Below are 26,024 nucleotides of genomic sequence, written 5' to 3'. Positions count from 1 at the left end.
AGGCGAGACGTGGGTAGGCTGCACTCAATTCGGTGCGCTGTCAAAGATGAGCAGGGTGCGGGGACGCGCTTGGCGCATCCCCGCTTTCTTTATCAGGCTGTCAGGGCATCAGCCCCAGCACTTGCCAAGGCCTTCCTTGGTGTCGATCGACTTGACGCCGGAGACCGGCTTGTCGGTAACGAGCGTCACACCGGTGTCGAAGAAGTTCTTGCCTTCGGTCGGCTTCGGCTTTTCGCCGCTGTCGGCGAACTTCTTGATCGCCTCGATGCCGAGCGCTGCCATCTGCAGCGGATACTGCTGCGAGGTGGCGCCGATGACGCCGTCGGCTACGTTCTTGACACCCGGGCAACCGCCGTCGACGGAGACGATCAGCACGTCCTTCTCGCGGCCGACAGCCTTCAGCGCTTCATAGGCGCCGGCGGCAGCCGGTTCGTTGATGGTGTGGACGACGTTGATGGTCGGATCCTTCTGGAGAAGGTTTTCCATCGCGGTACGGCCGCCTTCTTCGTTGCCGTTGGTGATGTCGTGGCCGACGATGCGCTTGTCATCCTCGTCGCCGATCTTGTTCGGGTCCTTCGGGTCGATGCCGAAGCCCATCATGAAGCCCTGGTCGCGCAGAACGTCGACCGACGGCTGCGACGGCGTGAGGTCGAGGAAGGCAACCTTGGCGTCCGCGGCCTTGTCGCCCAGCGTTTCCTTGGCCCACTGGCCGATCAGCTTGCCGGCGAGCAGGTTGTCGGTGGCGAACGTCATGTCGGCGCTGTCGATCGGCTCAAGCGGGGTGTCGAGCGCGATGACGAGCAGGCCGGCGTCGCGGGCCTTCTTGACGTTCGGTACGATGCCCTTGGTGTCGGAAGCGGCAATCAGGATACCCTTGGCGCCATCGGCGATGCAGGTCTCGATCGCGGCTACCTGGCTTTCAGAGTCACCATCGATCTTGCCGGCATAGGACTTCAGATTGACACCGAGTTCCTTGGCCTTTGCGGTCGCGCCTTCCTTCATCTTGACGAAGAAGGGGTTGGTGTCGGTCTTGGTGATCAGGCAAGCGGAGACGTCCGCGGCCTTTGCAGGCGCCGAGAAGGCGACGCCGAGAGCCAGCGCGGCGAGCGCTGCGGAAAGCACTGATTTCTTCATTTACTCCTCCCAGAGTGTAGCCGGACCGCCCCATGGCTGGCCGGAATTTTAAAGCACGAACACCGCCTTCGAATACCGCCGATGGCTTCCTCCAAGCCGTTTCGTGCTGTTTACGATGCTAATTAAGGGCGAAAGAATTTGGCTTGTCAATAAATAAATCCAATTGAATTATTAATTCCTTGTGGCATGCTCAGCGAAAATAACGCATAGGCCGATCAAGGGAGGAATGGCCAATGTCGTCGATGAGAGGTCCGGTTCACTTGCCGGCCCAGCTGCCTGGCGTCAGTCCGGCAGGCGGTGCGAACCAGGTTCGGGTTCGCGCATACAATGAGAGATTGGTGCTTTCGCTGGTGCGCCTGCATGGCGCCCAGTCGAAGGCGGATATCGCACGCCGCACGGGCCTTTCGGCGCAAACCGTGTCGGTGATCATGCGCGTGCTGGAAAAGGAAGGGCTGCTTTCGCGCGGCGAGCCGATCCGTGGACGCGTGGGCCAACCGTCGGTTCCGATGCGGCTAAACCCCGACGCCGTCTACTCTTTCGGGGTGAAGATGGGACGGCGCAGCGCCGATTTGGTGCTGATGGATTTCGTCGGCAAGATCCGCATGCAGCTGCATGTCACCTACGCCTATCCCCTGCCCGACCTGTTTCTCGACTTCATCGTATCCGGCATACAGGAGCTGGAAAGCCGGCTGAGCGAGGACGAGCGCAGCCGGATCGCCGGTGTGGGCATCGCGGCACCTTTTGAGCTGTGGAACTGGGAAGAGGAAGTGGGCTCGCCGAAGGGCGCGATGGACGTCTGGCGCGATTACGACCTACATGCCGAGGTGGCGGCGAACCTCCCTTACCCCGTCTATCTGCAGAACGACGCGACCAGCGCCTGTGGCGCGGAACTCGTCTTCGGCATCGGTCCGCAACATCCCGATTTCGTCTATTTCTTCATCGGCTCCTTCATCGGCGGCGGCATCGTCTTGAACTCGGCGATCTTTTCCGGCCGCACCGGCACGGCCGGCGCGATCGGTCCCCTACCTGTGCGCGGCAAGAACGGCGAGACACTGCAGTTGCTCGAGGTCGCCTCGATCTTCGTGCTCGAAAACATGCTGCGCGAGCGCGGCATCGATCCGGAGCCGCTCTGGTATTCGGCCGACGACTGGATCGATTTCGGCGAGCCGCTGGAATTGTGGATCCAGGACACTGCCAAGGCGCTGGCACAAGGCATCGTCGCGGCCGCCTCGATCATCGATTTCAGCGCCGCCGTCATCGATGGCGGCTTTCCGGCCTGGGTTCGCGAGCGGATCGTGCAGGCAACGATTTTTGAAGCGGACAGGCTCGACCTGCAGGGCGTCGTCATGCCCGATATCATCGAGGGCGCGGTGGGGGCGCATGCGCGCGCCATCGGCGGCGCCAGCCTGCCGATCTTCGCCCGCTATCTCACGGACCAGAACGTGCTCTTCAAGGAGGTGGAGAATGCTGAAGGGACTTAACCCGATCCTGAGCCCCGAACTGCTCTCGACGCTGCGCGCCATGGGCCATGGCGACGAGATCGCCATCGTCGACGGCAATTATCCGGGCCTCGAGGATGCGCGTCGGCTGATCCGGCTCGATGGGCATGGCATCATCCCCGTACTCGATGCCGTGTTGAGCGTGCTTCCGATCGACGAGTTCGTGCCGGAGGCGATCTTCCGCGCCACGGTGAAAGGCGAGCGCGACAAGCTCGACCCCGTGCACGAGGAGATGATCGACTGCTGCGCCCATTACGAGCCGCACCGGCAGGTGGTGCCGCTGGTGGGGCCGGATTTCTACAACAGGGTGAAGGCGGCGCATGCGCTGATCCAGACCAGCGAACCGCGCCTTTACGGCAACATCATCCTGCGCAAGGGCGTGATCCATCCGGGCAAGCCGGGCGACAAGAGCAAAGCCCAAGTCGACCCGTTTCCCTACTAACGGATAAGCCGGCGATCAAATCTCGCCGGCGAGCGGTCCCCAGACATCCGTCAGCGCGAAGCCGCCAGGGTGCGGATCGAAGGGATCGAGCGCCACCTGCGACAGGCCGAAGGTGAAGCCGCGCCCGGCGATCGTCGGGATGACGGCGGGGCGGCCGGCGACGGTGGTCTCGGCCAGAAGCCCGACCTCGAATTCGGAATCGATGATCGAGAGCGACTTGAAGACATCGCCGATCTTTGCCTTGCCACGGGCATGCAGCGTCGCGAGGTTGGCGGAGTTGCCGGTGCCGCAGGGCGAGCGATCGGCGCGGCCCGGCCACATGGTGGTGCAGGTGCGCACCGTGCCATCGGCTTCGAGATCGCGGAACATCACATAGGCGACGCCGGAGATCGCCGGGATTTCCGGGTGCACGACCTTGATCTCGCGGTTGATTTTTTCCTTGATCACCATGCCGGCGCTGACGAGAGCTGCGGCATTGGACTTGGCTATCGTCAGGCCGATCTGGCCGACATCGACAAGCGCGTAGAAGATGCCGCCATAGCAGAGATCGAGCTTGATCGTGCCCCACGCCTCGGTCTCCAGCGAGACGTCGAGCTCGTGCACGAAGGACGGCACCATTGTCAGTTTGACCTTCTCGCAGCGGCCATCACGGCAGGTGGCGGTCGCCTTGACGAGGCCGGCCGCCGTTTCCAGCGTGACCACGGTTTCCGGCTCGTGCATCTCGACGATGCCGGATTCGAGCAGCGCCGTGGTGACGCAGATCGAGTTCGAGCCGGAGCTTGCATGCGCCTGATCGGGCTGCAGGATGATGAAGGCGGCGTCGGCATCCGGGTGCTTGGGCGGCAGCAGCAGATTGACGGATCCGATCGGCGCGCCGCGCGGCTCGAGGCAGAGGAAGCGGCGAAGCTCCTGACCCTTCGGATCGGTGTTCAGCCAGTGCAGCTGCTCGGCAACCGTGTTGCCCGGGATCTTCGGAACGCCGCCGATCGCGACCTTTCCGATCTCACCTTCGGCGTGGACATCCAGAAGCTGGATCGTGCGCTTCCATCTCATCGGCGTCTCCCATCATCCGCCGGCAGGGCGACCCCGTCGCCACCGGCAATCTCTGTTATGTCTCAATAGCGGTCAATACGGAACGGCGTCATGTCGACGGCGGATTTCACGCCCGTCACCATATCCGCGATCAGCTGGGCCGTGGTAGCCGAATAGGTGAGGCCGAGATGGCCGTGACCGGTCGCATAGTAGAGGCCCTGCATTTTCGACGACGGCGAGATGATCGGGATCGTATCGGGCAGCGCCGGGCGATGACCCATCCACTCTGTCGCGTCCTTGACCTCAAGGCCCGGCACGGCGCGCTGGGCATGGCGAACGAGAACGCGGGCGCGGCGGAAATCGGGCGCGGCATCGAGCCCCGCCAGCTCGACATTGCCGCCGACACGGATACCGCCCGCTGTCGGCGTGATCATGAAGGCGCGATGCGGCCAGATCACCGAATAGCGCATGGAGACGTCGGGCTGCATGATCTGCGTGTGATAACCACGCTCGGTCTCGAGCGGGATCGGCTCGCCGAGCTTTTCCGCCAGGAAGCGGGTGTGGACGCCGGCCGCCAGCACGACGAAATCGGCCGCGATACGCTCGCCGCTTTCAAGCAGTACGACGGATGTGCCGTCGGCGTTCTGTTCAACCGTGCGAACGGCGCCGGACACAAAGGTCGCGCCGCGTTCGCGGGCGGCATCGGCGAGCTTCACCACCAGGCGATAGGGATCGCGGATGGTCTTGTTGTCGGGCAGCAGCACCGCCTTGGCGATCGATGGCGAGAGCGAGGGCTCCAGATCGCGGATGGCAGCACCTTCGAGCACGTCGAAATCGAAGCCGTAGCGGCGCATGAAATCGATGTGGCCGCGGTCGCCTGTGAATTCCGCCTCGGTCTCGTAGATCGCCAGGCAGCCTTCGTCGGTCATCAGCTCGGGTGCCGAGATCGTATCCAGCATGGCGCGGAAATCGGCGAGCGCGGGGTTCGACAGGCTCATGCCCGCATCCTCGATGTCACGCAGCCGCGAGGGCCTGCCGGCGGCGATGAAGCGCAGGAACCATGGCGCCATCTTCAACGCATAGGCGGGGCGCAGCCAGACGGGACCTTCGGGATCGAGCAGCCAGCGGGGGATCTTGCGCCAGGTATTGGGGCCGGAGCCGGCGGCGAAATCGAGCGCGATGCTGGCCATGTTGCCATAAGAGGTGCCGCGCCCGGGCTCGCCCTTGTCGATCAGCGTGACCTGCAGGCCGCGACGCTGCAATTCGAGCGCGATCGCCGCACCGATGACGCCTGCGCCGACAACCGCGACCGTCTGCTTCTTCTCGTTCATCCCTCACCGCCCATTCGCGCGGCGGACCACACCACCGACCGCACTGTGATATATCAGAACACGGGCGACTTCCATCTGAATTTTCGGCTCTGGCGACCGCCGCGACATCGCATTACGCTGGACATGACGATGCAATTGCACAACGAAAAATGCGGGTGAAGGATGCAAAGGAGATGGGAAGGTCCAGAATGGAAAAGAGCCCGGTGCGGGAGGAGGTGCACCGGGCTCTTGATCCTGACTGACAACTGGGAGGAGGAGTGTTGTCAGTCCGATGAAGGAGCGCTGGGAGGAGGAGTGCGCTGCCTTCGAGGGGATAGATAGCCCATCGTTTCGATCAGGAATAGGGAGAATACCGCAACGCAGCAATGCGCCAAGCGCATAACACGCCCCTTCAAGCCGCCATTCGTATTCGCTTTATGCACATCATTTCATCAAATCTATCAAGATATAAGCAATTCAGCCGTCGCGGGCCGAAGGCGGCGGCCTGCGCTGCCGCCTTCGAGACCGACTTACCACTCGTTGCCGCATGGCATGGAGCCGTCGCCATTGGTGCCACCGAAGGTACCCTGGCAATAGGCCTGCCTGTGCATTTGCTGCATTGGGGGCTGCATCGGGCGCTCAGTGATCGAGCCGGTGGTCTGGCGGTCGACGCCAAAGGCGGCGTCAGGATACCAGTAGCCGTCGTGGCGGCGGGTGCCGGGCCGCTCGGTGCGCGAGCCATGATAGCCGTGCCAATAGCCCGGCTGGGTCTGCGCCACCTGAATCACTTGAGCCTGCGGCATGGACTGGTCGGCAGGTGCTGCCTGAACAGGCACCGCGGCCGAGAGCGCCGCGATGACGCCAAGCGACAGGACGGACGGGATGTAACGGGAGATTTTCATGATAAACCCTCCTTCAGGATTCACATGAAGAAAATGCCGTCTCAGCTTGCAAAGTTCCGCGCCTGCACGCGCGCTCCAACAGTCGTGATCGCAGGCGATTGCGCGTGATCCCGATTACGCCTACGGCGTGATTCCGGTCACGCTTGAGGCGTGACCTCGCTTATGCTCACTGCGTGACTCCGGCCGCTCCTACTGGTCGTAGACGGCGCGATAGCCCTGGCTGGAGATGCAGGTCACATATTGACGGCGCGCGGCCGCCCTCGCCTGCGCTTCCTCGTTGGCCGGATCGGTCGCATAGCGCGACATCTGCGCCCGCGCCTCGTATTGCTTGCGCGCCTCGTTATACATGACGTTGCCGTCGGCGACGCAGATGTTGTGGGCGATGCCGGGCGGATTGAGCGGCGGGTCGAGCGTGTTGACGGGCGTCAGCATCGGACCGTTGGCGTGATCGACGCAACCGGCCAGGGCCGCCACCGACGCCAGAAACACCATTCCACGAACCATATTGCTCAGCATTCAATCTCTCCGGCCCACGGCCACGGCATGTCCTGCCCCAAAGGCATCTTGCCGAGACAATCGTCTGGCAACATTGTGCCAAGCTAGCGCCACGCCCGCATCGCGCAGGCGCCAACATCAAGATGGAGGATCAGACAGTGTCAGCTCTTCAGGACGAACGCGCACAAGACATCCCCTCTCACCCGGAGGAAATGAAATCGGTCTTCGACCTGCGCGTCGGAAAGCACATCACGCTGCAAGGCAGCGCCAGGATCACGCCCGCCGGCGTCATCAGCACCGGGATCGCGGTGGCCGCGATGACGTTTGCCGTGGGGTATCTGATTTCGTCGGTTGGTCGGCGGCGGTAGGGCGATCAATCAGACGCGCTAGGCACGCCCTCAGACATAGATCCACCCTTTGCGAACGGCCTCTATAAGCTCGAGCTCGTAGCTATATTCGGCGGCCACGGCAAAGACCTTGATATCGCTGCTGGTCATGTCGATCCCGTGCCGTCGCGAGACATATTCGAAGGTCTCGATCCAATCCAGGCCCGACAAATGCAGCATGGCGATCTCCAGGGTGAAAGGGGCTTCCCGCTTCTTCTTGCGGCGGGCCATCAAGGTTGGAACCCGTGCCGATCAAGCAAAGCGCGCTCCTGCGCAAACATGCGGGTGGTGAGCTCCTCGAAATCGATCAGACCGGCGGCAGCAAGCGCATAGCAGGCCGCATCCGACGCACACCGGTCCCGCTCGAATCGATCTCGCAGAGATGACCCCGCATGACGAGAGCGGTTCGTCAAAACGTCAGTGGCTAGCTGCGCATAGAAATTTGAGTCCATCGGCCTGACCTCGCAACGAATGCGCGGACACACCTGCCCAGCTTCCGTGAGGAAATGCCGGCCTGTGCGACGCTCTGGTGATCGTATGGATTTCGTACCGGGGAAGTGTCTCACGACTCGCAGAGGATGGGAATCGCGGAGATCGACTTTAAAAATTTAGACGATCAGAATTCGACCTTGCTTGAGGTCGTCGTGCTAAATTTTCGTGAGAAAAGAGAAGTGGCGCACCCGAAGAGATTCGAACTCCTGACCCCCAGATTCGTAGTCTGGTGCTCTATCCAGCTGAGCTACGGGTGCGTCTGCAGCGGTGTGTCCCGCTGGCGTGAGCGGTTCTCTAAAGGGTCATCTGGATGAATGCAATAGGGTTTGTAAAAAAAGTGACGTCTTTCTTCGCGAGCTGCCGGGATCGCGGGATTGCATCACTTTTCCAAGAGGCTGCGGCCGCGGTAATCGTCCAGCGAGACAGGGCGATCCGGGATTTCGATGCGGAACTGCGTGCCGATCGATGGTTTTTCCACAAGGGCGATGGTGCCGCCGTGGGCGAGCACCAGTTCGCGGGCAATCGCCAGACCAAGCCCCGTGCCACCGGATCGGGCGGAGCCGCGAAACGCGGTGAAGAGGTTCTGGCGGGCCTTCTGCGGCATGCCGGGGCCGGTGTCGTCGACGGTGATGCTGACGACACTGCCGATGCGGTGAGCCGACACGGTGATGCGCCGTGGGCTTGCGCCTGCGTTGTTTGACGTCAGCGCCTGCAGGGCGTTGCGGCAGAGATTGTGGATGACGCGGAACAGCTGCTCGTTGTCGGCATCCACTTCGAGATCGGCGTTGATCTGCTCGACGAACTCTACATCGCTCTGCGGATCGATCGCCAACATGTCCCTGACGTCCTCGACCAGCGTGGTCACCCTTACAAGGCGGCGGCGGGGGGCCGATTCGCTGGCCTGGCCGTAGGAGAGAACTTCGGTGGTGTAGCCGACGGCGCGGTCGATGGTGCGCAGCAGTTTCGGGGCGAAGCGCTTCACCATGGGGTCGTCGACATCGACCAGGCGGTCGGACATCAGCTGCGCGGAGGCGAGGATGTTGCGCATGTCGTGATTAATCTTGGAGACGGCCAGGCCGAGGGCCGCGAGATTGCTCTGCTGCTTCAGCGTCTTTTGGAGCTGCAGCTGCATGGCGGTGAGGTGGCGGCCGGCGATCGCCAGCTCGTCGCGCCCGCCATCGCCGACGAAGACATGCTGCGGGTTTTCGGGATCGGCGGAAAATTGCTGCATGCTGCCCGTCAATCTACGGATCGGCCGGATCAGAATGCGGTTGATCGCGAAGAAGACGAGTGTGGCGGTAAAGAGCGAGATCAGGATCGACAACAGGAAGACGTTGCGGGAATAGAGCAGCATCGCATTGCGCAGATGCTTGTCCTTCATCAGCACCTCGACACCGATATTGGTGTCCTGCACCGGCCCGTAGACGCGGATCATCCGGTCGCCGCCAAAGACGAGCGTGTCGAGCGCGTCGCGCATGGCGGTAACGGCCGGCACGCTGGTCAGATCATATTGCGCATCGACGGATGCCGGCATGTCCCAGGTGGCGAGCAGGCGCGAGGTGCCGTCCTTGCGCAGCACGATCGCCTTGGTGCCCGTCGCTTCCAGGGTTTGCCGCTGCAGGTCGCGCGGCAGTTCCACTGGCTGCAGGCCATCGATGGCGATGGCGGCGGCGGCGGCGGCGTTCAGCCGCTCGTCCAGCCAGCGAAGGCGCATGGAGGCCACCGAGGGAAAGAAGATCAGCACTTCTGCGAGCATGATGCAGACAACGGTCAGCCACAGGAGCTTGCCGGAGATGCCGCCGAACATGCCAGCGGGCCGGGCGGCGTCGGTCGCCGTCGTGAGTGCTTCGGGAATAGTTTGGCCTTGATCAGGGGCGGGCATCGCTTCTCGTCCAATCGGCGCCACGCGCCACGGATTCAATCTCTATATTAGACGAAACCGCGTCGCTTTCAAATCTTTGCGAGCGGTGCGACATATTGCCGAAACGCGAACGCCGCCCGAAGGCGGCGCTCTTGTTCAGTTTGCAGGGCAAGAGATCAGAACTCTTCCCAGCTCTGGTCGACCGCGGCGTTGCCGTTGAAGGCGCGGGCAACGCTGCCGATCGCGCGGCGGGCGGGCGAGGCAACCGGGCGGTGCTCCTCGTAGCGGGCGACGGCCACGGGCGCCGCATGCTGCGCGTTCGACACCTTGAAGCGCGAGATCAGGCGCACGAGGCTGTCTGCTTCCGACGACAGCTTGTGGGTGGCCGCCGAGGTTTCCTCGACCATGGCGGCATTCTGCTGCGTCACCTGGTCCATCTGGTTGACGGCCGTGTTGACCTCCTTCAGACCGGTCGACTGCTCCTTGGCGGCCGTGGCGATCGAGTGGATGTGGTCGTTGATGGCGTTGACGCGGCGCTCGATCTGCGAGAGCGCCTCGCCGGTTTCCTGCACCAGCTTGACGCCGATCTGGACTTCGCCGCCGGACTTGGTGATCAGGCCCTTGATGTCCTTGGCGGCCGTTGCGGAGCGCTGCGCGAGTTCGCGAACTTCCTGTGCGACGACGGCAAAGCCCTTGCCCGCTTCGCCGGCACGCGCGGCCTCGACACCGGCATTGAGCGCCAGCAGGTTGGTCTGGAAGGCGATCTCGTCGATGACGTTGATGATCTGGCTGATTTCGCGCGAGGCCTGCTCGATGCGGCCCATGGCATCGACGGCGTTGCGAACGACGACGCCCGACTTGCCGGCATCGTCCTTGGCCTCGGAGACCATGACGCTGGCTTCCTGGGCGCGATCGGTCGAGTTGTTGACGACGGCGGTGATCTCATCGAGCGCCGCAGAGGTTTCCTCAAGCGCTGCCGCCTGCTGTTCCGTGCGCTTGGAGAGGTCGTCGCTTGCGGCGCGCAGCTCGTTGGTATTGCCGTGGAAGCCCTCAGCTGTCTCGCGCACTTCGCGCATGGTCGATTGCAGCGTGGCGAAGGTGCTGTTGACGTTCTTCTGCAGTTCGGCGAAGGCGCCCTGGAAGTTGCCGCGCATGGTCTGCGTCAGATCGCCTTCAGAGAGGCTCGCGATAACACGGCGGGTTTCACCGACGCCGCCATCGACGCCCGAGAGCAGCTGGTTGATGTTGCTGGCGAACTGGTTGAGGTTGTCGTCCTGGTAATCCTTGTCGATCCGGCGCGAGAAATCGCCGGCGGCGGCGGCGGCCACGACGACGGACATGCTCGACTGCAGGTCGTCGCTCTTGGCGCGCATGGCGGCTTCCTGGGCATTCATGCGGCGAACGGCCAGGCCGTTCTCCTTGAACACCGCGACGGCCGCGGCCATTTCGCCGATCTCGTCATTGCGGCCGGGGAAAGGAACATCGGTGTCGAAGTTGCCGTCGGCGACATTCTTGATCGCTTCGGTGACCTTCTTGATGGGACGCGAGAGATGGATGGTGCCGACATAAAGGCCCATGCCGATGCCGGCCGCGATGCCGAAGCCGGTGATGCCGAGAACCAGCCAGAGAACCGAGGTGCGGAAGCTTTCGACTTCCTGGTTGACAGCGTCGAGCGTCGCCTTGTCGGTGGCGACGATCGCGTCGATCTCGGCCTGGAAGGCCTTGCGGTTGGCGCGGTTGGCGTCGTTGTTGCCCTGCTCGTTGGCGGCCTGCGGGCTGACCTCGGTGCCGAGGCGCGCGGTTTCGGCGCGGAAGGTGCGGAATTCGGCCGAGCGGGCCTTGAGCTTGTTGAACGCATCCATCTGGTTGTCGGGAACCAGCGGCGTCCAGGATGTGATGGTGGCATCGATCTGGTCGAGTGCTGCCAAAAGGCCCTTGGCGAAGCTTGCGGCGTCCTTTGTCGAGGCAGCGCCATAGATGCCGCGCGCTTCCATCACGGTCGCGGTCACGTAGCGGTTCAGGCGCTCGCCGGAATAGGCGCGGCTGGCGGCATCCTCATAGGCGGAGAGATTGTTGTTGTAGCGCTGCACGGCCCAAAGTGCGGTCGCGCCGATAACCAGCGCGACACAGGACATGGCGCATACGAGTATGTTGATCTTGCCTCGGATTTTCAAAGGATCCCCCCAATAAGACTAGAGGCCGAAAACTGGATGCCCGGCCGTTAGATCAAATTGCGCTAAAACAATTAATGTTGAATTTCCGATATTTTCGCCGGCTACTGTAAAAAATCATCCATGAACGATGGTTGCCGGCCCTATTTTTTGCGCGAAAAACGCACATAGGCTCGATAGGCGCACGTTTGGGCTGCGGAAACGGAATAAAATGATAGCGGGCGCGATGTGGACCCGATGGCGCAATCATTAACAGCATCTGCTAATTTTCACACCCAAGAGGCGAGCGGAAGGGATTCTCCCTGCGATAATTGACTTTCGCGACCTTCGTCCGTATAAGCCGCCGCACGTCCGGTCATATAAGGCTTTTTGAGCCTCCCGCCGTTCGAAAAACAACGCTCCTTGCATTATGCAAATTCAAGAAGGGCCGCACTCCGCGGTGATTAAAATAAATGAAGCGTACTTACCAACCTTCCAAGCTTGTTCGCAAGCGTCGTCACGGTTTCCGTGCACGTATGGCTACCAAGGGCGGCCGTAAGGTCATCGTTGCTCGTCGCGGCCGCGGCCGCAAGCGTCTTTCGGCCTAAGGCCGGAAGTGCCCGATCAGATGACGGGCGATCCGACGACCAAAGATCCCAAAATAACTGCCGGGCGGCTGAAAAGCCGCCCGCAGTTTCTTGCTGTTCGCAATGGCGAAAAACGCAGGGGTGGATTCTTCCTTCTCGAGGTGCTCGACAGGAAGGAACCCGATACCGAAGCCCGCGTCGGCTTCACCGTCACCAAGAAGCATGGCAACGCGGTTGAAAGAAACCGCATGCGTCGGCGCCTGAAAGAGGCGGTACGGCTGCATGCAGGGTTTGCAATGAAGCCCGGACACGACTATGTGGTTGTCGCGCGAAGGGACGTGCTCCAAGCATCCTTCCATCAATTAGCCGCTGAGCTTACGGCTCGCGTCGAGACGAAGCCGAAACACAAGCGGTCCGGAGACGGCCGCCCCAGGAACGTATGATGCAAAACAACCGCAACTACTTCATTGCGATCGCTCTCTCCGTGCTGATCGTTCTCGGGTGGCAATTCCTTTACATGAGTCCGCGCATCGAAGCGCAACGCAAGGCCGAGCTTGCCCAGAAGGCACAGCAGACGACCCAGCAGACGCAGACACCGGCCGCCAATGGCGCAGCCGGTGGCGCGCAGACGAATGGCGCTGCTCCGACCGGCCAGGCACCGGCGACCACGTCGCTCGCCGACGCCCTTGCCAAGAACCCGCGCGTCATCATCGACACGGCAGCGCTTTCCGGCTCGATCAACCTTGCCGGCGGCCGCCTCGACGACCTGAAGCTCAAGGGCTACCACGAGACCGTGGATGACTCGAGCCCGATCATCACGCTGTTCAGCCCGTCGGAAACCAAGGACGGCTACTTCGCCGAACTCGGCTATATCGGCGACGCCGCGACCGGCAACGTCCCCGGCCCCTCGACGCTGTGGACGGCTCCCGAAGGTGCGAAGCTGACCGAAAAGACCCCGGTTACGCTGACCTACACCAATGACAAGGGCATCACATTCGCCCGCACGATCTCGGTCGACGAACGCTACATGTTCACGATCACCGACAAGATCACCAATGCCGGCCAGGCACCCGCCGCACTCTCCTCCTACGGCCGCGTGACGCGCTACAACAAGCCCGCGGTCGCCTCGACCTACGTGCTGCACGAAGGCTTCATCGGCGTGATCGGCGAAGATGGTCTGATCGAGAGCAAGTATGCTTCCGTCGAGAAGGAAGCCGTGACGCCGGCAACGGCGACCGGCGGCTGGCTCGGCATCACCGACAAGTATTGGGCCGCGACGATCATTCCGCCGCAGACGACCGCCTACGATGCCCGCTTCAGCCACTTCACGGATGGCCAGCCGCGCTTCCAGGCCGACTACAAGCAGAACGCCGTCACCGTCGCCCCCGGCCAGTCGCTCGAACTGAAGAACCTCGTCTTTGCCGGCGCCAAGGAAGTTCCCGTCATCGACGGCTACGAGGCTACCTACCAGATCCCGCGCTTCGACCGCCTGATCGACTGGGGCTGGTTCTACTTCCTGACGAAGCCGATGTTCAAACTGATGGACTTCTTCTTCCGTTACTTCGGCAATTTCGGCGTCGCAATCCTGATGACCACGATCGTCGTCAAGGCGCTGTTCTTCCCGCTCGCCAGCAAGCAGTACGCTTCGATGGCGAACATGAAGCGCGTGCAGCCGAAGATGGAAGAGCTGAAGGCGAAGTTCGGCGACGACCGCATGGGCCTGCAGCAGGCAACCATGGCTCTCTACAAGGAAGAGAAGATCAACCCGATCGCCGGTTGCTGGCCGATCGCGCTGCAGATCCCGATCTTCTTCTCGCTCTACAAGGTGATCTACATCACCATCGAGATGCGCCACGCGCCGTTCTTCGGCTGGATCCAGGACCTTTCGGCCCCCGATCCGACCTCGTTCATCAACCTGTTCGGCCTGCTGCCGTTCGCCGCTCCGACCTTCCTGCATCTCGGCGTCTGGCCGCTGATCATGGGCGTCACGATGTTCCTGCAGATGCGCATGAACCCGACCCCGCCGGACCCCACGCAGGCGATGATCTTCAACTGGATGCCGCTGGTCTTCACCTTCATGCTGGCGAGCTTCCCGGCCGGTCTGGTCATCTACTGGGCCTGGAACAACACGCTGTCAGTCATCCAGCAGGGCGTGATCATGCGCCGCCACGGCGTGAAGATCGAGCTCTTCGACAATCTGAAGGGGCTGTTCAAGCGAAAGCCGGCGCCAACAGAGAAATAGCAAAAAGCCCCGGTTCGCCGGGGCTTTTTCTTTTGTGGCACCAGGATGCTTCTCGCGACATTCAGGGCTGCCGGTTGACAAAATCGCCCGAAACCTGAATGCCATAGGTTCACTGGAATTGGACGCGCTGGAAAAGGCCGAATGACCGACAATAAAGACAAGCCGCTCTTCGGCCGCCCCTGGATCTTCATCCGCGGCGTGCCCTCCCTGAAGTTCCTGCCGCCGGAAGGGCCGGCCGAGGTGGCCTTCGCCGGCCGCTCGAATGTCGGCAAGTCGTCGCTGATCAACGCGCTCGTCGGCCAGCATGGTCTGGCGCGCACCTCGAACACGCCGGGTCGTACGCAGGAGCTGAACTATTTCGTGCCCGATGGCTATTCCGGCGAGGCCGGCGATCTGCCGCCGATGGCGCTGGTCGACATGCCCGGCTACGGCTATGCCAAGGCGCCGAAGGAGCATGTCGATGCCTGGACCAAGCTGGTATTCGACTATCTGCGCGGCCGCGCGACGCTGAAGCGCGTCTATGTGCTGATCGACAGCCGCCACGGCATCAAGAAGAACGACGACGAGGTTCTGGATCTGCTCGACAAGGCCGCCGTCTCCTATCAGGTGGTGCTGACCAAGACTGACAAGATCAAGCCGCCGGCGGTGGTGAAGCTGCTCGCCGAGACGGCCGAGAAGATCAAGAAGCGCCCCGCCGCCTATCCCGGGATCATCGCCACCTCGTCGGAAAAGAGCGAGGGGCTGGACGATCTGCGCGAGGCAATCGCGCTCACCGTGGGCGCCGATCACTGGAAGTGAGGTGGAGGCGCCCCAGTGGTGTTGATAGGGCGCCCCCGTTTGCTGCCTGAACTCAAGATTACATCTTCGGCAGCAAGACCTTGTCGATGACGTGAATGACGCCGTTCGACTGCTTGACGTCGGCGATCGTGACATGGGCGACGCCGCCGCTTTCGTCGGTCAGCGAGATCTTGCCCATGTCTTCCTTGGCCTTCAGCACGCAGCCGCCGACCGTCTTGATGTCATGCTCGCCGCCATCGTCCTTGATCATCTTGGCGACGGTCTTGGCCATGGCATCAGCGGCCACGACGTGGCAGGTCAGGATCTTGGTGAGCTTGGCCTTGTTCTCAGGCTTCAGCAGCGTGTCGACGGTGCCGGCGGGGAGTGCCGCGAAGGCTTCGTTGGTCGGCGCGAAGACCGTGAACGGACCCTTGCCCTCGAGCGTCGAGACCAGACCGGCAGCTTTCACGGCGGCGACCAGCGTCGTGTGATCCTTCGACTTCATGGCGTTTTGGACAATGTTCTTGGTCGGATACATGGCGGCGCCACCGACCATCGGGTTCTTGGCCTGCGCGGCAAAGGCGATTGCGGATACGGCGACTGCAAGGGCTGCGGTACGCAGTGCGGACTTGATCATGACTGGTTCTCCTCATCCGTCCGCTCGCGGGTCGCCGGCTGAATGCATCAGCGTCGCTGGGACATGAGGATCTACGGAAGGTTGCTGGAAAAAGTTTCAGCCGATCTTACGGCCGGTGCGCGGCACCGCTTGCAACGACGGGGCCGGTCGGCGCGCCCGTCGGCGAGCCGCCGAAGGGTTCGAGGCTGACCGCGAAGCTCGTGCCCTCGCCGATGGCGGAGCGCATATCCACGGGGATCACCAGTTCGCCGTCGCCGCCCTCTCCCGCGGCGAAGATGCCGAGCGACTTCGGCGTGCCGCCTTCGGGCAACAGCCACAGCTCGAGCGACTTCTCCTCAGGCTTGCCCGCGGCGACCGGAATGATCCGCATCCGGCCGGTTTGGGCCTCATAGGACGCAAGCAGATTGACCTGGCTCGCCGGTCCCGACAATTGCGCAACCAGCGGCGGAACGGTCGGCTTCAGCGGCGATACCGTCGCGACCGTCAGCGACAAGGCAGCCGACGTGATGACGAGCGAGACGGCGGCGAGACAGCGCCAGAAGAAAAGGGAATTCCAGACGCCTCTGCCCGGCACGGCTACCTGCTGCGGTGTGCCGAACAGGCGGGCTTCGACCTGCTTGAAGGTTTCCTGGCCGGGGGTGACGGCGTCATAATCGTCATTGAAAGTGGAGAGGTTCGCCTCCCAGCGACTGACGATCGCGGCGAACTGCCGGTCGACCCGCATCCGGTCTTCGACGACGCGACGATCCTGGAAAGAGAGAACACCGAGAACATACTCACCGGCGAGTACCTCATCGCGGGAGCGACCTCCCTTGCTTTGATCGGACGACGTCATCGTTCCAGGCACTCTCTCAGCTTCAATAGGCTGCGCCGCAGCCATGTGCGCATCGTGTTCAGGGGCACGCCGAACTCACCGGCCAGTTCCTGATAGCTCAGCCCTTCGACATAAGCCCGTCTGACCGCCACCGCACGATCAGCTTCCAACTGTTCCATGCAGGTGTCAATCCGCCTTCCTTCATCGCGGATCACAGTTGTCGCTTCCGGATCAAGTTGGCTGTCCGCGAGATCATAGGCACTGTCCAATTCGTCGGCTACCGGCTTGCGGCTTCTCAAGGTGTCAATCGCCTGGTTGCGCGCGATCGCCGCAAGCCAGGACGAAGGCGTTCCCGAAGAGATCGCGAAGGCGGAAGCGCGTTGCCAGACCTTGATATAGACCTCCTGCAATGCTTCCTCCCCCTCCGTCTTGTCCTTCAAGATACGCAGGCAGATCGCAAAAAGTTTCGGGCTTGTTTCACGGTACAGAGCCACGAAAGCCTTTCGGTCGCGCATTGCAACCCGACCGATCAGTTCGGCGATTTCCTCGCTCGTCATGCCGTGTCTCTTCCCCAATGTCCTTCCCTAACTATGGGTGTTCGGTCACGCTTGGCAAGACGGCGGCGCGTGCGCAAATTGCGCGAACTATCGGGCCATTGATTATTCCATCTGTCAAAAACTTGGGATAAAAGGCCGCAACCATTTTTCTGCGGGGTATCCGATGACCGAGACCGAAAGCGAAATCCAGGCACGGCTGCTGGCGCAGGCACTGCCCTTCATGCAGCGTTACGAAAACAAGACGATCGTCGTGAAATACGGCGGCCATGCCATGGGCAATCCCGAGCTCGGCAAGGCCTTTGCCAGCGATATCGCGCTTCTGAAGCAGTCGGGCGTCAACCCGATCGTCGTGCACGGCGGCGGACCGCAGATCGGCGCCATGCTGACGAAGATGGGCATCGAATCGAAATTCGAAGGCGGCCTGCGCGTCACCGACGCCAAGACGGTCGAGATCGTCGAAATGGTTCTCGCGGGCTCGATCAACAAGGAAATCGTCGCGCTGATCAACCAGACGGGCGAATGGGCGATCGGCCTTTGCGGCAAGGACGGCAACATGGTCTTCGCCGAAAAGGCGCAGAAGAAGATCAAGGATCCCGACAGCAACATCGAGCGCGTTCTCGACCTCGGCTTCGTCGGCGAAGTGGTTGAAGTCGACCGCACGCTGATCGACCTTCTGGCTCGCTCGGAAATGATCCCCGTCATCGCCCCGGTTGCTCCGGGCCGCGACGGCGCGACCTACAACATCAACGCCGACACGTTCGCAGGCGCGATTGCCGGCGCGCTCAACGCGACGCGCCTCCTGTTCCTCACCGACGTTCCCGGCGTTCTCGACAAGCAGGGCAACCTGATCAAGGAACTGTCGGTCTCGCAGGCCCACCAGCTGATTGCCGACGGCACGATCTCCGGCGGCATGATCCCGAAGGTCGAAACCTGCATCGACGCGATCAAGGCCGGCGTGCAGGGTGTCGTCATCCTGAACGGCAAGACGGCCCATTCCGTGCTGCTCGAGATCTTCACCGAGCGCGGCGCGGGTACGCTGATCGTTCCGTAAGGGCGGTCGTTTTTCTTCTCGGACGGGTGAAGTCCCCTCCCCCAACCCCTCCCCACAAGGGGGAGGGGCTAAGTCGTTGCGCCCTCCGTCATCTCACACCATCAGCGTCTATTGAGAGGCTTTGGCTTCATAGAGAGGGTGCGCCCAGCAAGCCCCTCCCCCTTGTGGGGAGGGGTTGGGGAGGGGTCTACCTCACAGCGCTCCGTAAACCGCCGCAGCCGCCTCTTTCAGCTTCTCCATCATCGCCCGATACGGCCCCGGCCCGTAGCTGACACGGCTGACGCCGAGCTTCGCCAGCGTCTTCACATCAGGCGCGCCCGGCCGCATCATGATGTTGACAGGCAGCGATGACGCCGCGCAGACCTTCTCGATCAAGGCTTCATCGATCAGCCACGGCACGAAGAAGCCATCGGCACCGGCGGCAGCATAAGCCTTGCCACGCTCCAGCGCCTCCTCGACCAAGCTGGCATGCTTGGCAAGATCACCTTCGCGCAAGAACAGGTCGGTGCGCGCATTGATGAAGAACGCGATGCCGCGACGATCCGCCATTTCGCGGATGGCGCGGATGCGGGCGGCCTGTTTCTCCACCGGGTGTAGCCCGTCTCCACCAACCACCTGATCCTCGAAATTAATGCCGATCGCGCCGGCATCGATCAGCTCACCGACATTGGCGGCAGCGCCTGAGGGATCGGTGGAATAGGCGCCCTCGAAATCGACGGAGAGCGGCAGATCGTTAACGGCGGTGATCTGGCGGGTCGTGGCGACCAAAGCCTCCATCGGAATCTTCTCGCCATCGCCATAGCCCTGCGCTGCCGCGACCGACCAGCTTCCGGTCGCCAACGCCTTGGCGCCGGCCTCGGTCACGGCCTTTGCCGTTCCCGCGTCCCACACATTGTAGAGAACGACAGGATTGCCCTTCTGGTGCAGCGCGCCGAACGTCTTCGCCTTCTCAGCCTGATTCATCTTCGCCTCCTCATTTCTCGTGCCGGAAAACTAGTGCGATCACGTCAGGCGATCAATCGGCCGGCGTGAATGGTCGCATTCCGGATTTCAATCGAAGGCGACGCGTGGCATAAGGCAAAGATGAGCAAGATCGATCGCACGCCCACCCATTCCGACTTCTCGCATGTGACAGAGTGGGTCTTCGACCTCGACAACACACTCTATCCGCATCATGTCAATCTGTTCGCGCAGATCGACAAAAACATGACGGCCTATGTCTCGACGCTGCTGCAGATGGAGCGGGACGAGGCGCGCAAGCTGCAGAAGCAGTATTATTACGATCACGGAACGACGCTGCAGGGGCTGATGATCCACCACGGCGTCGATCCCAACGACTTCCTCGAGAAGGCGCATGCGATCGATTATTCCAGCCTGACGGCGCAGCCGGAGCTGGGCGCCGCGATCAAGGCGCTGCCCGGCCGCAAGTTCATCTTCACCAACGGCAGCGTCAAGCATGCGGAGATGGCAGCCGGCGCGCTTGGCATCCTCGACCATTTCGACGATATCTTCGACATTGTGGCGGCCGAATTCGTGCCGAAGCCGGCGCAGCAGACCTACGACAAGTTCACCCAGCTGAAGCGCGTCGAGACGCAGAAGGCTGCGATGTTCGAGGATCTGCCACGCAACCTGATCGCGCCGAAAGCGCTTGGGATGCAGACCGTTCTGCTGGTGCCCAACAATCTCGAGGACACGGTTGTCGAGTGGTGGGAAAAGACCAGCGGCGAGGACGATCACATCGACTTCGTGACCGACGATCTTACTGATTTCCTTGGCAAGATTACGCCCAATATTACCGGCTAAATTACGAAAGTTTCATCCAGCTTACCGATGTTTAACTGGGTAATCGGCCTTGTCCGCCCTACCTTTTCGTCTGTGATCCCCAATGAGATTGCACACTGAAAGGAACCCAAATGTCTCGGAACAAGCTGATACTGGCCGCACTCTCCTCCGTCCTGATCGTCGGTGCCGCAGCCGGCAGCAGTTTTGCCGCGCCCGGCGACAAGCAGAAGCATCCGCCAAGGCCACACCACGCGATGATGGGCGGCGGAATGCGCGGGCCGATCATGCGTGAGGTCGTCTTCGTGCGCATGCTGCAGCAGTTCGACACGAACAAGGACGGCCAGATCTCCAAGGACGAAGCCCAGAAGGGCATGGAAGCGATCTTCGCGGCGATCGACACCAACAATGACGGCTCGCTGACGCCGGGCGAGATCCGCAAGTATCACGAAGCGCAGATGGCCAAGATGAAGGCGCCTGCCGAAGACATGGCGGCCGATGACGAAGCCCCGCCCGCCCCGCCGCCGGCTGACGCAGACGCTGGCCAGCCCGCACCGCCGCAGGACGAAGCCGGTCGTGGCCCAGGCCGACACGGCATGCGCGGCCCCGGCATGATCCGCGAACTGCTTTTGATGCAGCGCATCGACACGGACGAGAACGGCCAGATTTCCAAGCAGGAAGCCGAAGCCGCCTTCGACAAGTTCTTCACGCGGATGGACACCAACAAGGACGGCGTCATCTCGATTGCCGACATGCCGCAGCGTCCATTCCTGTAAAAACGGGAAACACCGACAACCGAGCCCGCCGCGACGATCGCGGCGGGCTTTTTCGTCTGATTGAAATACCCAAGTTGTTGGGTTATTTTTTCCACATGGTCACGAACAAGATCACCGACGCCGAACTCGCGCAGGCAAAGCAGCGTTGGGAAGCGGAGCGCGCCGAGCGGCCGATACCCGCATCGGTTCGCTTCGATGCGGCGTCGGAGCGCATCATCCTCGATTTCACCAATGGCGCATCATTTATCTTCCCCGCGCGGGCGTTGCAGGGATTGGAAGAGGCGACCGTGGCGGAGCTTGCGGAAGTCGAACGGCTTGGAGAGACCGGCCTTCACTGGGAAAGCCTTGACGCCGACTACACGATTTCAGGTCTGATGAACGGCGTGTTCGGCACCAGGAGTTTCATGGAAGCACAGCGTCGTGGCGGGCAATCCCGCTCGCCCGCGAAGGCGGCTGCAAGCCGGGCGAACGGCGCCAAGGGCGGCCGGACGAAGAAGGCCGGCGACGCCCCCTGAGCGCACCCTATTCCGGGTGTTCGTAGAATTCCTGGATGATCTTCCAGGCGGCGTCGGCGGTGTCGACGAAGCTGATCAGGTCGACATCATCGGGCGCGATCGTGCCGAATTCGGCCAAAGCTTCGAAATTGATGATGCTCTTCCAGAATTTTTCGCCGAACAGGATGAGCGGCATCTTTTCCATGCGTCCCGTCTGGATCAGCGTCAGGCATTCGAAGAACTCGTCCATCGTGCCGAAGCCGCCGGGGAAGACGGCGATTGCCTTGGCGCGCACCATGAAATGCATCTTGCGGATGGCGAAGTAGTGGAAGTTGAAGCTGAGCTCCGGCGTGACATAGACATTCGGCGCCTGCTCGTGCGGCAGCACGATGTTGAGGCCGATCGAGGGCGCCCCCTCGTCGGCAGCACCCCGGTTGCCTGCCTCCATCACGCCCGGGCCGCCGCCGGTGACGACGACATATTCGTGGAAATCGAAGCCGGCCGCGTATTTCGAGCACAGGCGGGCGAACTTGCGCGCCTCGTCGTAATAGACGGATGCCGCCTCAAGATTGGCGCGCTGCGTGTCGTTGCGCGCCGCCCAGGCGCTCTGGCCGGGCGCCGGAATGCGGGCGCCGCCGAACATCACTACTGTTGATTTGATGCCGCGCTCGGTGAGCAGCATTTCCGGCTTCATCAGCTCCAGCTGCAACCGGATCGGCCGCAGCTCCTCGCGGCACAAGAAGTCCTCGTCGGCATAGGCGAGACGATAGGCCGGCGACAGGGTCTGCGGCGTTTTCGGCACGGCTTCGGCGCGCTGCTTGTCGGTCTCGCTTGATTTCAACGGATCCCAGACGCCGTCCTTGCGCCGCAGTCTGCCGTTCTTCGCCTTTGCCATTCCAATGCCTTTCAGTCCTGCCGGCAGTACAGCCGGTATGTCGTTTTGTAGCAGCGATCGGGAGCCAAGCGGTCCCGAAAAATCATTCCATTTTAGCCCTGCATGCGATAGAGCAGATCGCATCCCGCCAATCACAATTCCCGGAGGCCTCCGCCTCCACGATTCCGCCTCCAACGATAAAGATCGAAGTTTAAGGAATTCTCATGAGCGCCACCGACCTCTCCGCCCTCGAAAAGACACTCGAAGCCGCCTTCGACAACCGCGACAGCGTCAACACCTCGACCAAGGGCGAAGTACGCGACGCGGTCGTAACCGCGCTCGAGCTTCTCGACGGTGGCAAGGTGCGCGTTGCCGAACGCGGCGCCGATGGCGCGTGGAAGGTGAACCAGTGGCTGAAGAAGGCCGTTCTCCTCTCCTTCCGCCTGAACGACATGGAAGTCGTCAAGGGCGGCTCGGGCAACTCGACCTGGTGGGACAAGGTGCCGTCGAAGTTCGAGAACTGGGGTGAGAACGAGTATCGCGCCGCCGGCTTCCGCGCCGTGCCGAACTGCGTCGTGCGCCGCTCGGCCCATATCGGCAAGAACGTCGTGCTGATGCCGTCCTTCGTCAACCTCGGCGCCTTTGTCGACGAGGGCACGATGGTCGATACCTGGGCCACCGTCGGCTCCTGCGCGCAGATCGGCAAGCACGTGCATCTCTCGGGCGGCGTCGGCATCGGCGGCGTGCTCGAGCCGATGCAGGCCGGTCCGACCATCATCGAAGACAATTGCTTCATCGGCGCCCGCTCGGAAGTCGTCGAAGGCTGCATCGTCCGCGAGGGCTCGGTTCTCGGCATGGGCGTCTACATCGGCAAGTCGACCAAGATCGTCAACCGCGCCACCGGCGAAGTCTTCTACGGCGAAGTACCGCCTTACTCGGTCGTCGTCGCCGGCTCCATGCCATCGGGCAACGCCACCATGCCGAACGGTCTTGCCGCGCCGCACCTCTACTGCGCCGTGATCGTCAAGACGGTCGATGAAAAGACCCGCTCGAAGACCGGCATCAACGAACTGCTGCGCGACTAATTCTGCTTCTATCCGGTGCCGCGCGTGACAGAATTCGTGCGCGGCATCGGACATTTCCTGCCCGATATCAGGCTGCCGTAAGCGAACGGCGCATTTCGCCTGATGCAACTCTCCCTTGCCTTTTCTTTGCCATTACCGCCGGATAGTTCCACTGTCATGACCGCTACCGATCCCGTTGCCAATCTCCAGACCCTGATCCGCTGCCCATCCGTTACGCCCGCCGAGGGCGGCGCGCTTTCGGCGTTGGAAGCGATGCTGTTGCCGCTCGGCTTTGCGGTGGACAAGGTGAAGGCGACGGAGCCCGGCACGCCCGATATCGAGAACCTCTACGCCCGGCTCGGCAATGACGGCCCGCACCTGATGTTTGCCGGCCATACCGATGTCGTGCCTGTCGGCGACGAAGGCGCGTGGACGCATCCACCCTTTGCCGCCGAGATCGCGAATGGCGAATTGTTCGGTCGCGGTGCTGTCGACATGAAGGGAGGCGTCGCCTGCTTCGTGGCCGCCATCGCCCGCCATATCGAAAAGCATGGCGCGCCGAAGGGTTCGGTCTCGTTCCTGATCACCGGCGACGAGGAAGGCCCCGCCGTCAACGGCACGATCAAGCTTCTGCAATGGGCCGCCGAGCGCGGCGAACGCTGGGACGCCTGCCTTGTCGGCGAACCGACCAACCCGAACACGCTGGGCGAGATGATCAAGATCGGCCGCCGAGGTTCGCTGTCGGGCAAGATCACCGCCCATGGCGTGCAGGGCCATGCCGCCTACCCGCATCTGGCAGACAACGCCGTGCGCGGTATCCTGCAGCTGACGCAGGCGCTGATGCACCCACCCTTCGATGCCGGCACCGAGAACTTCCAGCCTTCCAATCTCGAAGTGACGACCGTCGACGTCGGCAACCCGGCGACCAATGTCGTGCCGGCCAAGGCGACGGCGAGCTTCAACATTCGCTTCAACGACACCTGGACGGCCGAGACGCTGCAGCAGGAGATCATCCGCCGCCTCGACGCCGCCGCCAGCGACGGCGTGCTCCGGCCCGGCCGCGCGCCGTTCAAATACGATATCGTCTGGGCGGAGCGCCCGAGCCACGTCTTCCTCACCCGTAACAACGCGCTGATCGCCTCGCTGTCCTCGGCCATCGAAAGCGTGACCGGCCAGTCGCCCAAGCTGTCGACCACGGGCGGCACGTCGGATGCACGCTTCATCAAGGATTACTGCCCCGTCGTCGAGTTCGGCCTCGTCGGGCAGACCATGCACATGGTCGACGAACGCGTCGCCGTGGATGACCTCGAGCGGCTGACGGTCGTCTATGAAACCTTCATCGCGCGCTGGTTCGAGAATGCCGGGATTTAGGGAAGTCCAGTATTATCTGGCCGGCCTCTGGTTGCTGATCCGAATGGATCCGGCCGGCTTCCGGTTTCTCGACATGTCGGACCGCGGCGTCAACCGCTCCTTCTGGGCCTTCGTCTGGTGCCTGCCGCCGATGGGGATTTCCTGGCTCTGGTGGCGCGAATCCTTCCTGCGCACGATGCCGCCGCACACGGATGTCGGCCTGGTCTTCTACTTCAGACTGGGGCTGGTCGAAGCGGCGAACTGGTTCGTGCCGCTGGTACTGGCGGGGCTGCTCTTGCTCGCCATGAAGAAGGGCGAGCGCTTCTCAGCCGTCGTCGTCAGCGTCAACTGGCTGGGCGTGCCGCTCTCCTATATAAACGGTCTGCTGCTCGCGCTGGTGTTCTTCCTGCCCGGCACGATCGGCATCGTCTCGCTGCTGCTACTTGCCTTCATGCTGGCCCAGGTCTTCGCCATCGCCCGCATCTTGCGAATGATCTTCAACGGCAACGGGCTCTTGATCGGCGCGATGACGCTGGTGCTCTTCGTGCCGGCGCTGATGCTGTCGGAATTCATGCAGCGGTTTTTGGGAATCTATCCGGTTTAGACCGCGTGCTTGAGCCGGTGTTCGAGCATGTAACGTGTGGCGAAAGCGATGTGGCGCGGGATCGGCTTGTCCTTGCGATAGTCCGCGACCAGCCGCCTCGAAATCTGTAACGCCGCCGCCATCCCATCCAGGCTGTTGCCGAGCTCATCCATCGCCGCCCGGAAATCCGCATTCGAAAACTCGATCGGCGGAAGGCTGGCGAGCCAGACGGCGGAAAACTCCAGATCCTCGCCCGGCCATTCGATGCCATCACCATCCTCGTTGACGGCCACGCGGCGGAAAAGCGCGTCGTCTGCGCGCAGCGGAATGTAGATGCGCCGGCTCTGCAAGGCGGGGGCGAGGTCGAGCACGACCGTTTCTCCCGACGCCCAGTCTATCCTGACATTGCGCGCATCAAGCGCTTTAACCGCTGCGATTCTCGGGAGCGGTTCACCGACGACAATGATGTCATCGCGCGTTGAGACGTTGCCACTCATGTTCCAGACGCTCCCTGTTTTCAGCCGCCCATTTCACGGCGATCTCATAGCTGCGGCGATCGATCGAGCCACGCAGCACTGCGAAATCGGAGATCCTGACCAGCGCCTCGTAATCCGGTGTCAGCACATGGAAATGCGGCGGATTGTGATCATCCGCAAACATCCGCACCTTAATATTGCCGATCGTCACGAGGGTCGGCATCGCTGTCCTGTTGCGATCTCTGTTGACGATCGCAACA

The 26,024-nt window shown here is 62.2% G+C and carries 29 protein-coding genes and 1 tRNA gene; 14 read left to right on the top strand and 16 right to left on the bottom strand.

The window, feature by feature from the left end:
- Positions 1–108: 108 nt before the first annotated feature.
- Positions 109–1,134 (bottom strand): sugar ABC transporter substrate-binding protein, encoded by a 1,026-nt coding sequence (locus ACCD05_RS10660; RefSeq protein ID WP_018898260.1) that lies wholly within the window; start codon positions 1,132–1,134, stop codon positions 109–111.
- Between the two features lie 233 nt (positions 1,135–1,367).
- On the opposite strand from ACCD05_RS10660, the gene ACCD05_RS10655 reads away from it, so the two are divergent.
- The gene (locus ACCD05_RS10655) at positions 1,368–2,615 is read left to right on the top strand and encodes an ROK family transcriptional regulator (RefSeq protein WP_413392516.1); all 1,248 of its coding nucleotides are present in this window, start codon (positions 1,368–1,370) and stop codon (positions 2,613–2,615) included.
- Positions 2,599–3,075, top strand: coding sequence for an RbsD/FucU family protein (locus tag ACCD05_RS10650; RefSeq protein WP_018898258.1), 477 nt, complete (start codon positions 2,599–2,601; stop codon positions 3,073–3,075). The genes ACCD05_RS10655 and ACCD05_RS10650 overlap by 17 nt, the downstream gene beginning before the upstream one ends.
- 15 nt (positions 3,076–3,090) lie before the next feature.
- On the opposite strand, the gene ACCD05_RS10645 is transcribed toward ACCD05_RS10650, so the two are convergent.
- The 4 genes from ACCD05_RS10645 to ACCD05_RS10630 all read right to left on the bottom strand — a co-directional run bounded on the left by ACCD05_RS10645 (position 3,091) and on the right by ACCD05_RS10630 (position 6,835).
- Complete coding sequence (locus ACCD05_RS10645; protein WP_413392514.1) at positions 3,091–4,128, bottom strand: 4-hydroxyproline epimerase; 1,038 nt, start codon at positions 4,126–4,128, stop codon at positions 3,091–3,093.
- Positions 4,129–4,190: 62 nt separating this feature from the next.
- On the bottom strand, positions 4,191–5,438 hold the full coding sequence (locus ACCD05_RS10640) for an NAD(P)/FAD-dependent oxidoreductase (RefSeq protein ID WP_413392512.1): 1,248 nt from the start codon (positions 5,436–5,438) through the stop codon (positions 4,191–4,193).
- A gap of 509 nt (positions 5,439–5,947) precedes the next feature.
- Entirely contained in the window at positions 5,948–6,319 is a 372-nt protein-coding gene (locus ACCD05_RS10635) for a surface protein (RefSeq protein WP_413392510.1), read from the bottom strand.
- Positions 6,320–6,508: 189 nt separating this feature from the next.
- Positions 6,509–6,835 carry a hypothetical protein gene (locus tag ACCD05_RS10630; RefSeq protein ID WP_413392508.1) on the bottom strand — a complete coding sequence of 109 codons (327 nt, stop codon included), beginning with the start codon at positions 6,833–6,835 and terminating at the stop codon, positions 6,509–6,511.
- A 122-nt stretch (positions 6,836–6,957) separates the two neighbouring features.
- Between ACCD05_RS10630 and ACCD05_RS10625 the strand changes: the two genes are divergently transcribed.
- Entirely contained in the window at positions 6,958–7,182 is a 225-nt protein-coding gene (locus tag ACCD05_RS10625; RefSeq protein WP_413392506.1) for a hypothetical protein, read from the top strand.
- A 30-nt stretch (positions 7,183–7,212) separates the two neighbouring features.
- Here the strand turns inward: ACCD05_RS10625 and ACCD05_RS10620 are convergent, their stop codons facing one another.
- The 4 genes from ACCD05_RS10620 to ACCD05_RS10605 all read right to left on the bottom strand — a co-directional run bounded on the left by ACCD05_RS10620 (position 7,213) and on the right by ACCD05_RS10605 (position 11,727).
- Complete coding sequence (locus ACCD05_RS10620; RefSeq protein ID WP_413392504.1) at positions 7,213–7,380, bottom strand: hypothetical protein; 168 nt, start codon at positions 7,378–7,380, stop codon at positions 7,213–7,215.
- Positions 7,381–7,872: 492 nt separating this feature from the next.
- Positions 7,873–7,949: transfer RNA gene (locus tag ACCD05_RS10615), tRNA-Arg, on the bottom strand.
- A gap of 122 nt (positions 7,950–8,071) precedes the next feature.
- Positions 8,072–9,574, bottom strand: a complete 1,503-nt coding sequence (locus ACCD05_RS10610; protein WP_413392502.1) for an ATP-binding protein — start codon at positions 9,572–9,574, stop codon at positions 8,072–8,074.
- Positions 9,575–9,729: 155 nt separating this feature from the next.
- The gene (locus ACCD05_RS10605) at positions 9,730–11,727 is read right to left on the bottom strand and encodes a methyl-accepting chemotaxis protein (protein WP_413392500.1); all 1,998 of its coding nucleotides are present in this window, start codon (positions 11,725–11,727) and stop codon (positions 9,730–9,732) included.
- 449 nt (positions 11,728–12,176) lie between these two features.
- Here ACCD05_RS10605 and rpmH point away from each other — a divergent pair, with 449 nt between their 5' ends.
- From rpmH to yihA, 4 genes are all read left to right on the top strand, one after another.
- Positions 12,177–12,311, top strand: a complete 135-nt coding sequence (gene rpmH, locus ACCD05_RS10600) for a 50S ribosomal protein L34 (protein WP_065689331.1) — start codon at positions 12,177–12,179, stop codon at positions 12,309–12,311.
- Between the two features lie 20 nt (positions 12,312–12,331).
- Positions 12,332–12,733 carry a ribonuclease P protein component gene (rnpA, locus tag ACCD05_RS10595; protein ID WP_081619887.1) on the top strand — a complete coding sequence of 134 codons (402 nt, stop codon included), beginning with the start codon at positions 12,332–12,334 and terminating at the stop codon, positions 12,731–12,733.
- A complete protein-coding gene (yidC, locus tag ACCD05_RS10590) occupies positions 12,733–14,532 on the top strand; it encodes a membrane protein insertase YidC (protein ID WP_413392498.1) in 1,800 nt (599 codons plus the stop codon). The genes rnpA and yidC overlap by 1 nt, the downstream gene beginning before the upstream one ends.
- A gap of 141 nt (positions 14,533–14,673) precedes the next feature.
- Positions 14,674–15,330, top strand: a complete 657-nt coding sequence (yihA, locus tag ACCD05_RS10585) for a ribosome biogenesis GTP-binding protein YihA/YsxC (protein WP_047507129.1) — start codon at positions 14,674–14,676, stop codon at positions 15,328–15,330.
- A gap of 58 nt (positions 15,331–15,388) precedes the next feature.
- Here yihA and ACCD05_RS10580 read toward each other — a convergent pair whose 3' ends face one another.
- The 3 genes from ACCD05_RS10580 to ACCD05_RS10570 all read right to left on the bottom strand — a co-directional run bounded on the left by ACCD05_RS10580 (position 15,389) and on the right by ACCD05_RS10570 (position 17,317).
- Complete coding sequence (locus ACCD05_RS10580) at positions 15,389–15,946, bottom strand: fasciclin domain-containing protein (RefSeq protein WP_413392496.1); 558 nt, start codon at positions 15,944–15,946, stop codon at positions 15,389–15,391.
- Positions 15,947–16,052: 106 nt separating this feature from the next.
- The gene (locus ACCD05_RS10575) at positions 16,053–16,781 is read right to left on the bottom strand and encodes an anti-sigma factor domain-containing protein (RefSeq protein WP_413392494.1); all 729 of its coding nucleotides are present in this window, start codon (positions 16,779–16,781) and stop codon (positions 16,053–16,055) included.
- Positions 16,778–17,317 (bottom strand): sigma-70 family RNA polymerase sigma factor, encoded by a 540-nt coding sequence (locus tag ACCD05_RS10570; protein ID WP_018898242.1) that lies wholly within the window; start codon positions 17,315–17,317, stop codon positions 16,778–16,780. Before ACCD05_RS10570 ends, ACCD05_RS10575 begins: the two co-directional genes overlap by 4 nt.
- 163 nt (positions 17,318–17,480) lie before the next feature.
- Between ACCD05_RS10570 and argB the strand changes: the two genes are divergently transcribed.
- Complete coding sequence (gene argB, locus ACCD05_RS10565; protein WP_111561606.1) at positions 17,481–18,368, top strand: acetylglutamate kinase; 888 nt, start codon at positions 17,481–17,483, stop codon at positions 18,366–18,368.
- 192 nt (positions 18,369–18,560) lie between these two features.
- On the opposite strand, the gene ACCD05_RS10560 is transcribed toward argB, so the two are convergent.
- Complete coding sequence (locus ACCD05_RS10560; protein WP_413392491.1) at positions 18,561–19,331, bottom strand: isocitrate lyase/PEP mutase family protein; 771 nt, start codon at positions 19,329–19,331, stop codon at positions 18,561–18,563.
- 120 nt (positions 19,332–19,451) lie between these two features.
- Between ACCD05_RS10560 and ACCD05_RS10555 the strand changes: the two genes are divergently transcribed.
- The 3 genes from ACCD05_RS10555 to ACCD05_RS10545 all read left to right on the top strand — a co-directional run bounded on the left by ACCD05_RS10555 (position 19,452) and on the right by ACCD05_RS10545 (position 21,438).
- Positions 19,452–20,171, top strand: a complete 720-nt coding sequence (locus ACCD05_RS10555; protein ID WP_112941035.1) for a pyrimidine 5'-nucleotidase — start codon at positions 19,452–19,454, stop codon at positions 20,169–20,171.
- A gap of 110 nt (positions 20,172–20,281) precedes the next feature.
- Positions 20,282–20,923: a calcium-binding protein gene (locus ACCD05_RS10550; RefSeq protein WP_413392489.1), complete on the top strand. Its 642-nt coding sequence runs from the start codon at positions 20,282–20,284 to the stop codon at positions 20,921–20,923.
- 95 nt (positions 20,924–21,018) lie between these two features.
- The gene (locus tag ACCD05_RS10545) at positions 21,019–21,438 is read left to right on the top strand and encodes a DUF2442 domain-containing protein (RefSeq protein ID WP_413392487.1); all 420 of its coding nucleotides are present in this window, start codon (positions 21,019–21,021) and stop codon (positions 21,436–21,438) included.
- A gap of 7 nt (positions 21,439–21,445) precedes the next feature.
- Here the strand turns inward: ACCD05_RS10545 and ACCD05_RS10540 are convergent, their stop codons facing one another.
- On the bottom strand, positions 21,446–22,312 hold the full coding sequence (locus tag ACCD05_RS10540) for an LOG family protein (protein ID WP_018898236.1): 867 nt from the start codon (positions 22,310–22,312) through the stop codon (positions 21,446–21,448).
- 203 nt (positions 22,313–22,515) lie between these two features.
- On the opposite strand from ACCD05_RS10540, the gene dapD reads away from it, so the two are divergent.
- The 3 genes from dapD (at position 22,516) to ACCD05_RS10525 (ending at position 25,309) form a co-directional block, all read left to right on the top strand.
- Positions 22,516–23,376, top strand: coding sequence for a 2,3,4,5-tetrahydropyridine-2,6-dicarboxylate N-succinyltransferase (gene dapD / locus ACCD05_RS10535; protein WP_413392485.1), 861 nt, complete (start codon positions 22,516–22,518; stop codon positions 23,374–23,376).
- A 156-nt stretch (positions 23,377–23,532) separates the two neighbouring features.
- Positions 23,533–24,726, top strand: a complete 1,194-nt coding sequence (gene dapE, locus ACCD05_RS10530) for a succinyl-diaminopimelate desuccinylase (RefSeq protein ID WP_413392483.1) — start codon at positions 23,533–23,535, stop codon at positions 24,724–24,726.
- Positions 24,713–25,309: a hypothetical protein gene (locus ACCD05_RS10525; RefSeq protein ID WP_112940998.1), complete on the top strand. Its 597-nt coding sequence runs from the start codon at positions 24,713–24,715 to the stop codon at positions 25,307–25,309. The genes dapE and ACCD05_RS10525 overlap by 14 nt, the downstream gene beginning before the upstream one ends.
- Here ACCD05_RS10525 and ACCD05_RS10520 read toward each other — a convergent pair.
- Both ACCD05_RS10520 and ACCD05_RS10515 read right to left on the bottom strand, forming a co-directional pair.
- Positions 25,306–25,785 carry a DUF2442 domain-containing protein gene (locus ACCD05_RS10520; RefSeq protein WP_413392481.1) on the bottom strand — a complete coding sequence of 160 codons (480 nt, stop codon included), beginning with the start codon at positions 25,783–25,785 and terminating at the stop codon, positions 25,306–25,308. The genes ACCD05_RS10525 and ACCD05_RS10520 overlap by 4 nt on opposite strands.
- Positions 25,757–25,987, bottom strand: a complete 231-nt coding sequence (locus ACCD05_RS10515; RefSeq protein ID WP_047507527.1) for a DUF4160 domain-containing protein — start codon at positions 25,985–25,987, stop codon at positions 25,757–25,759. Before ACCD05_RS10515 ends, ACCD05_RS10520 begins: the two co-directional genes overlap by 29 nt.
- Between the last annotated feature and the right edge of the window lie 37 nt (positions 25,988–26,024).

This window comes from Rhizobium sp. Rhizsp42 (assembly GCF_047304155.1).
In the GTDB taxonomy this organism is placed as follows: Bacteria; Pseudomonadota; Alphaproteobacteria; order Rhizobiales; family Rhizobiaceae; genus Rhizobium.
Note: the sequence above shows the minus strand (reverse complement) of the source record. Positions and strands in the feature narration are given on the sequence as shown.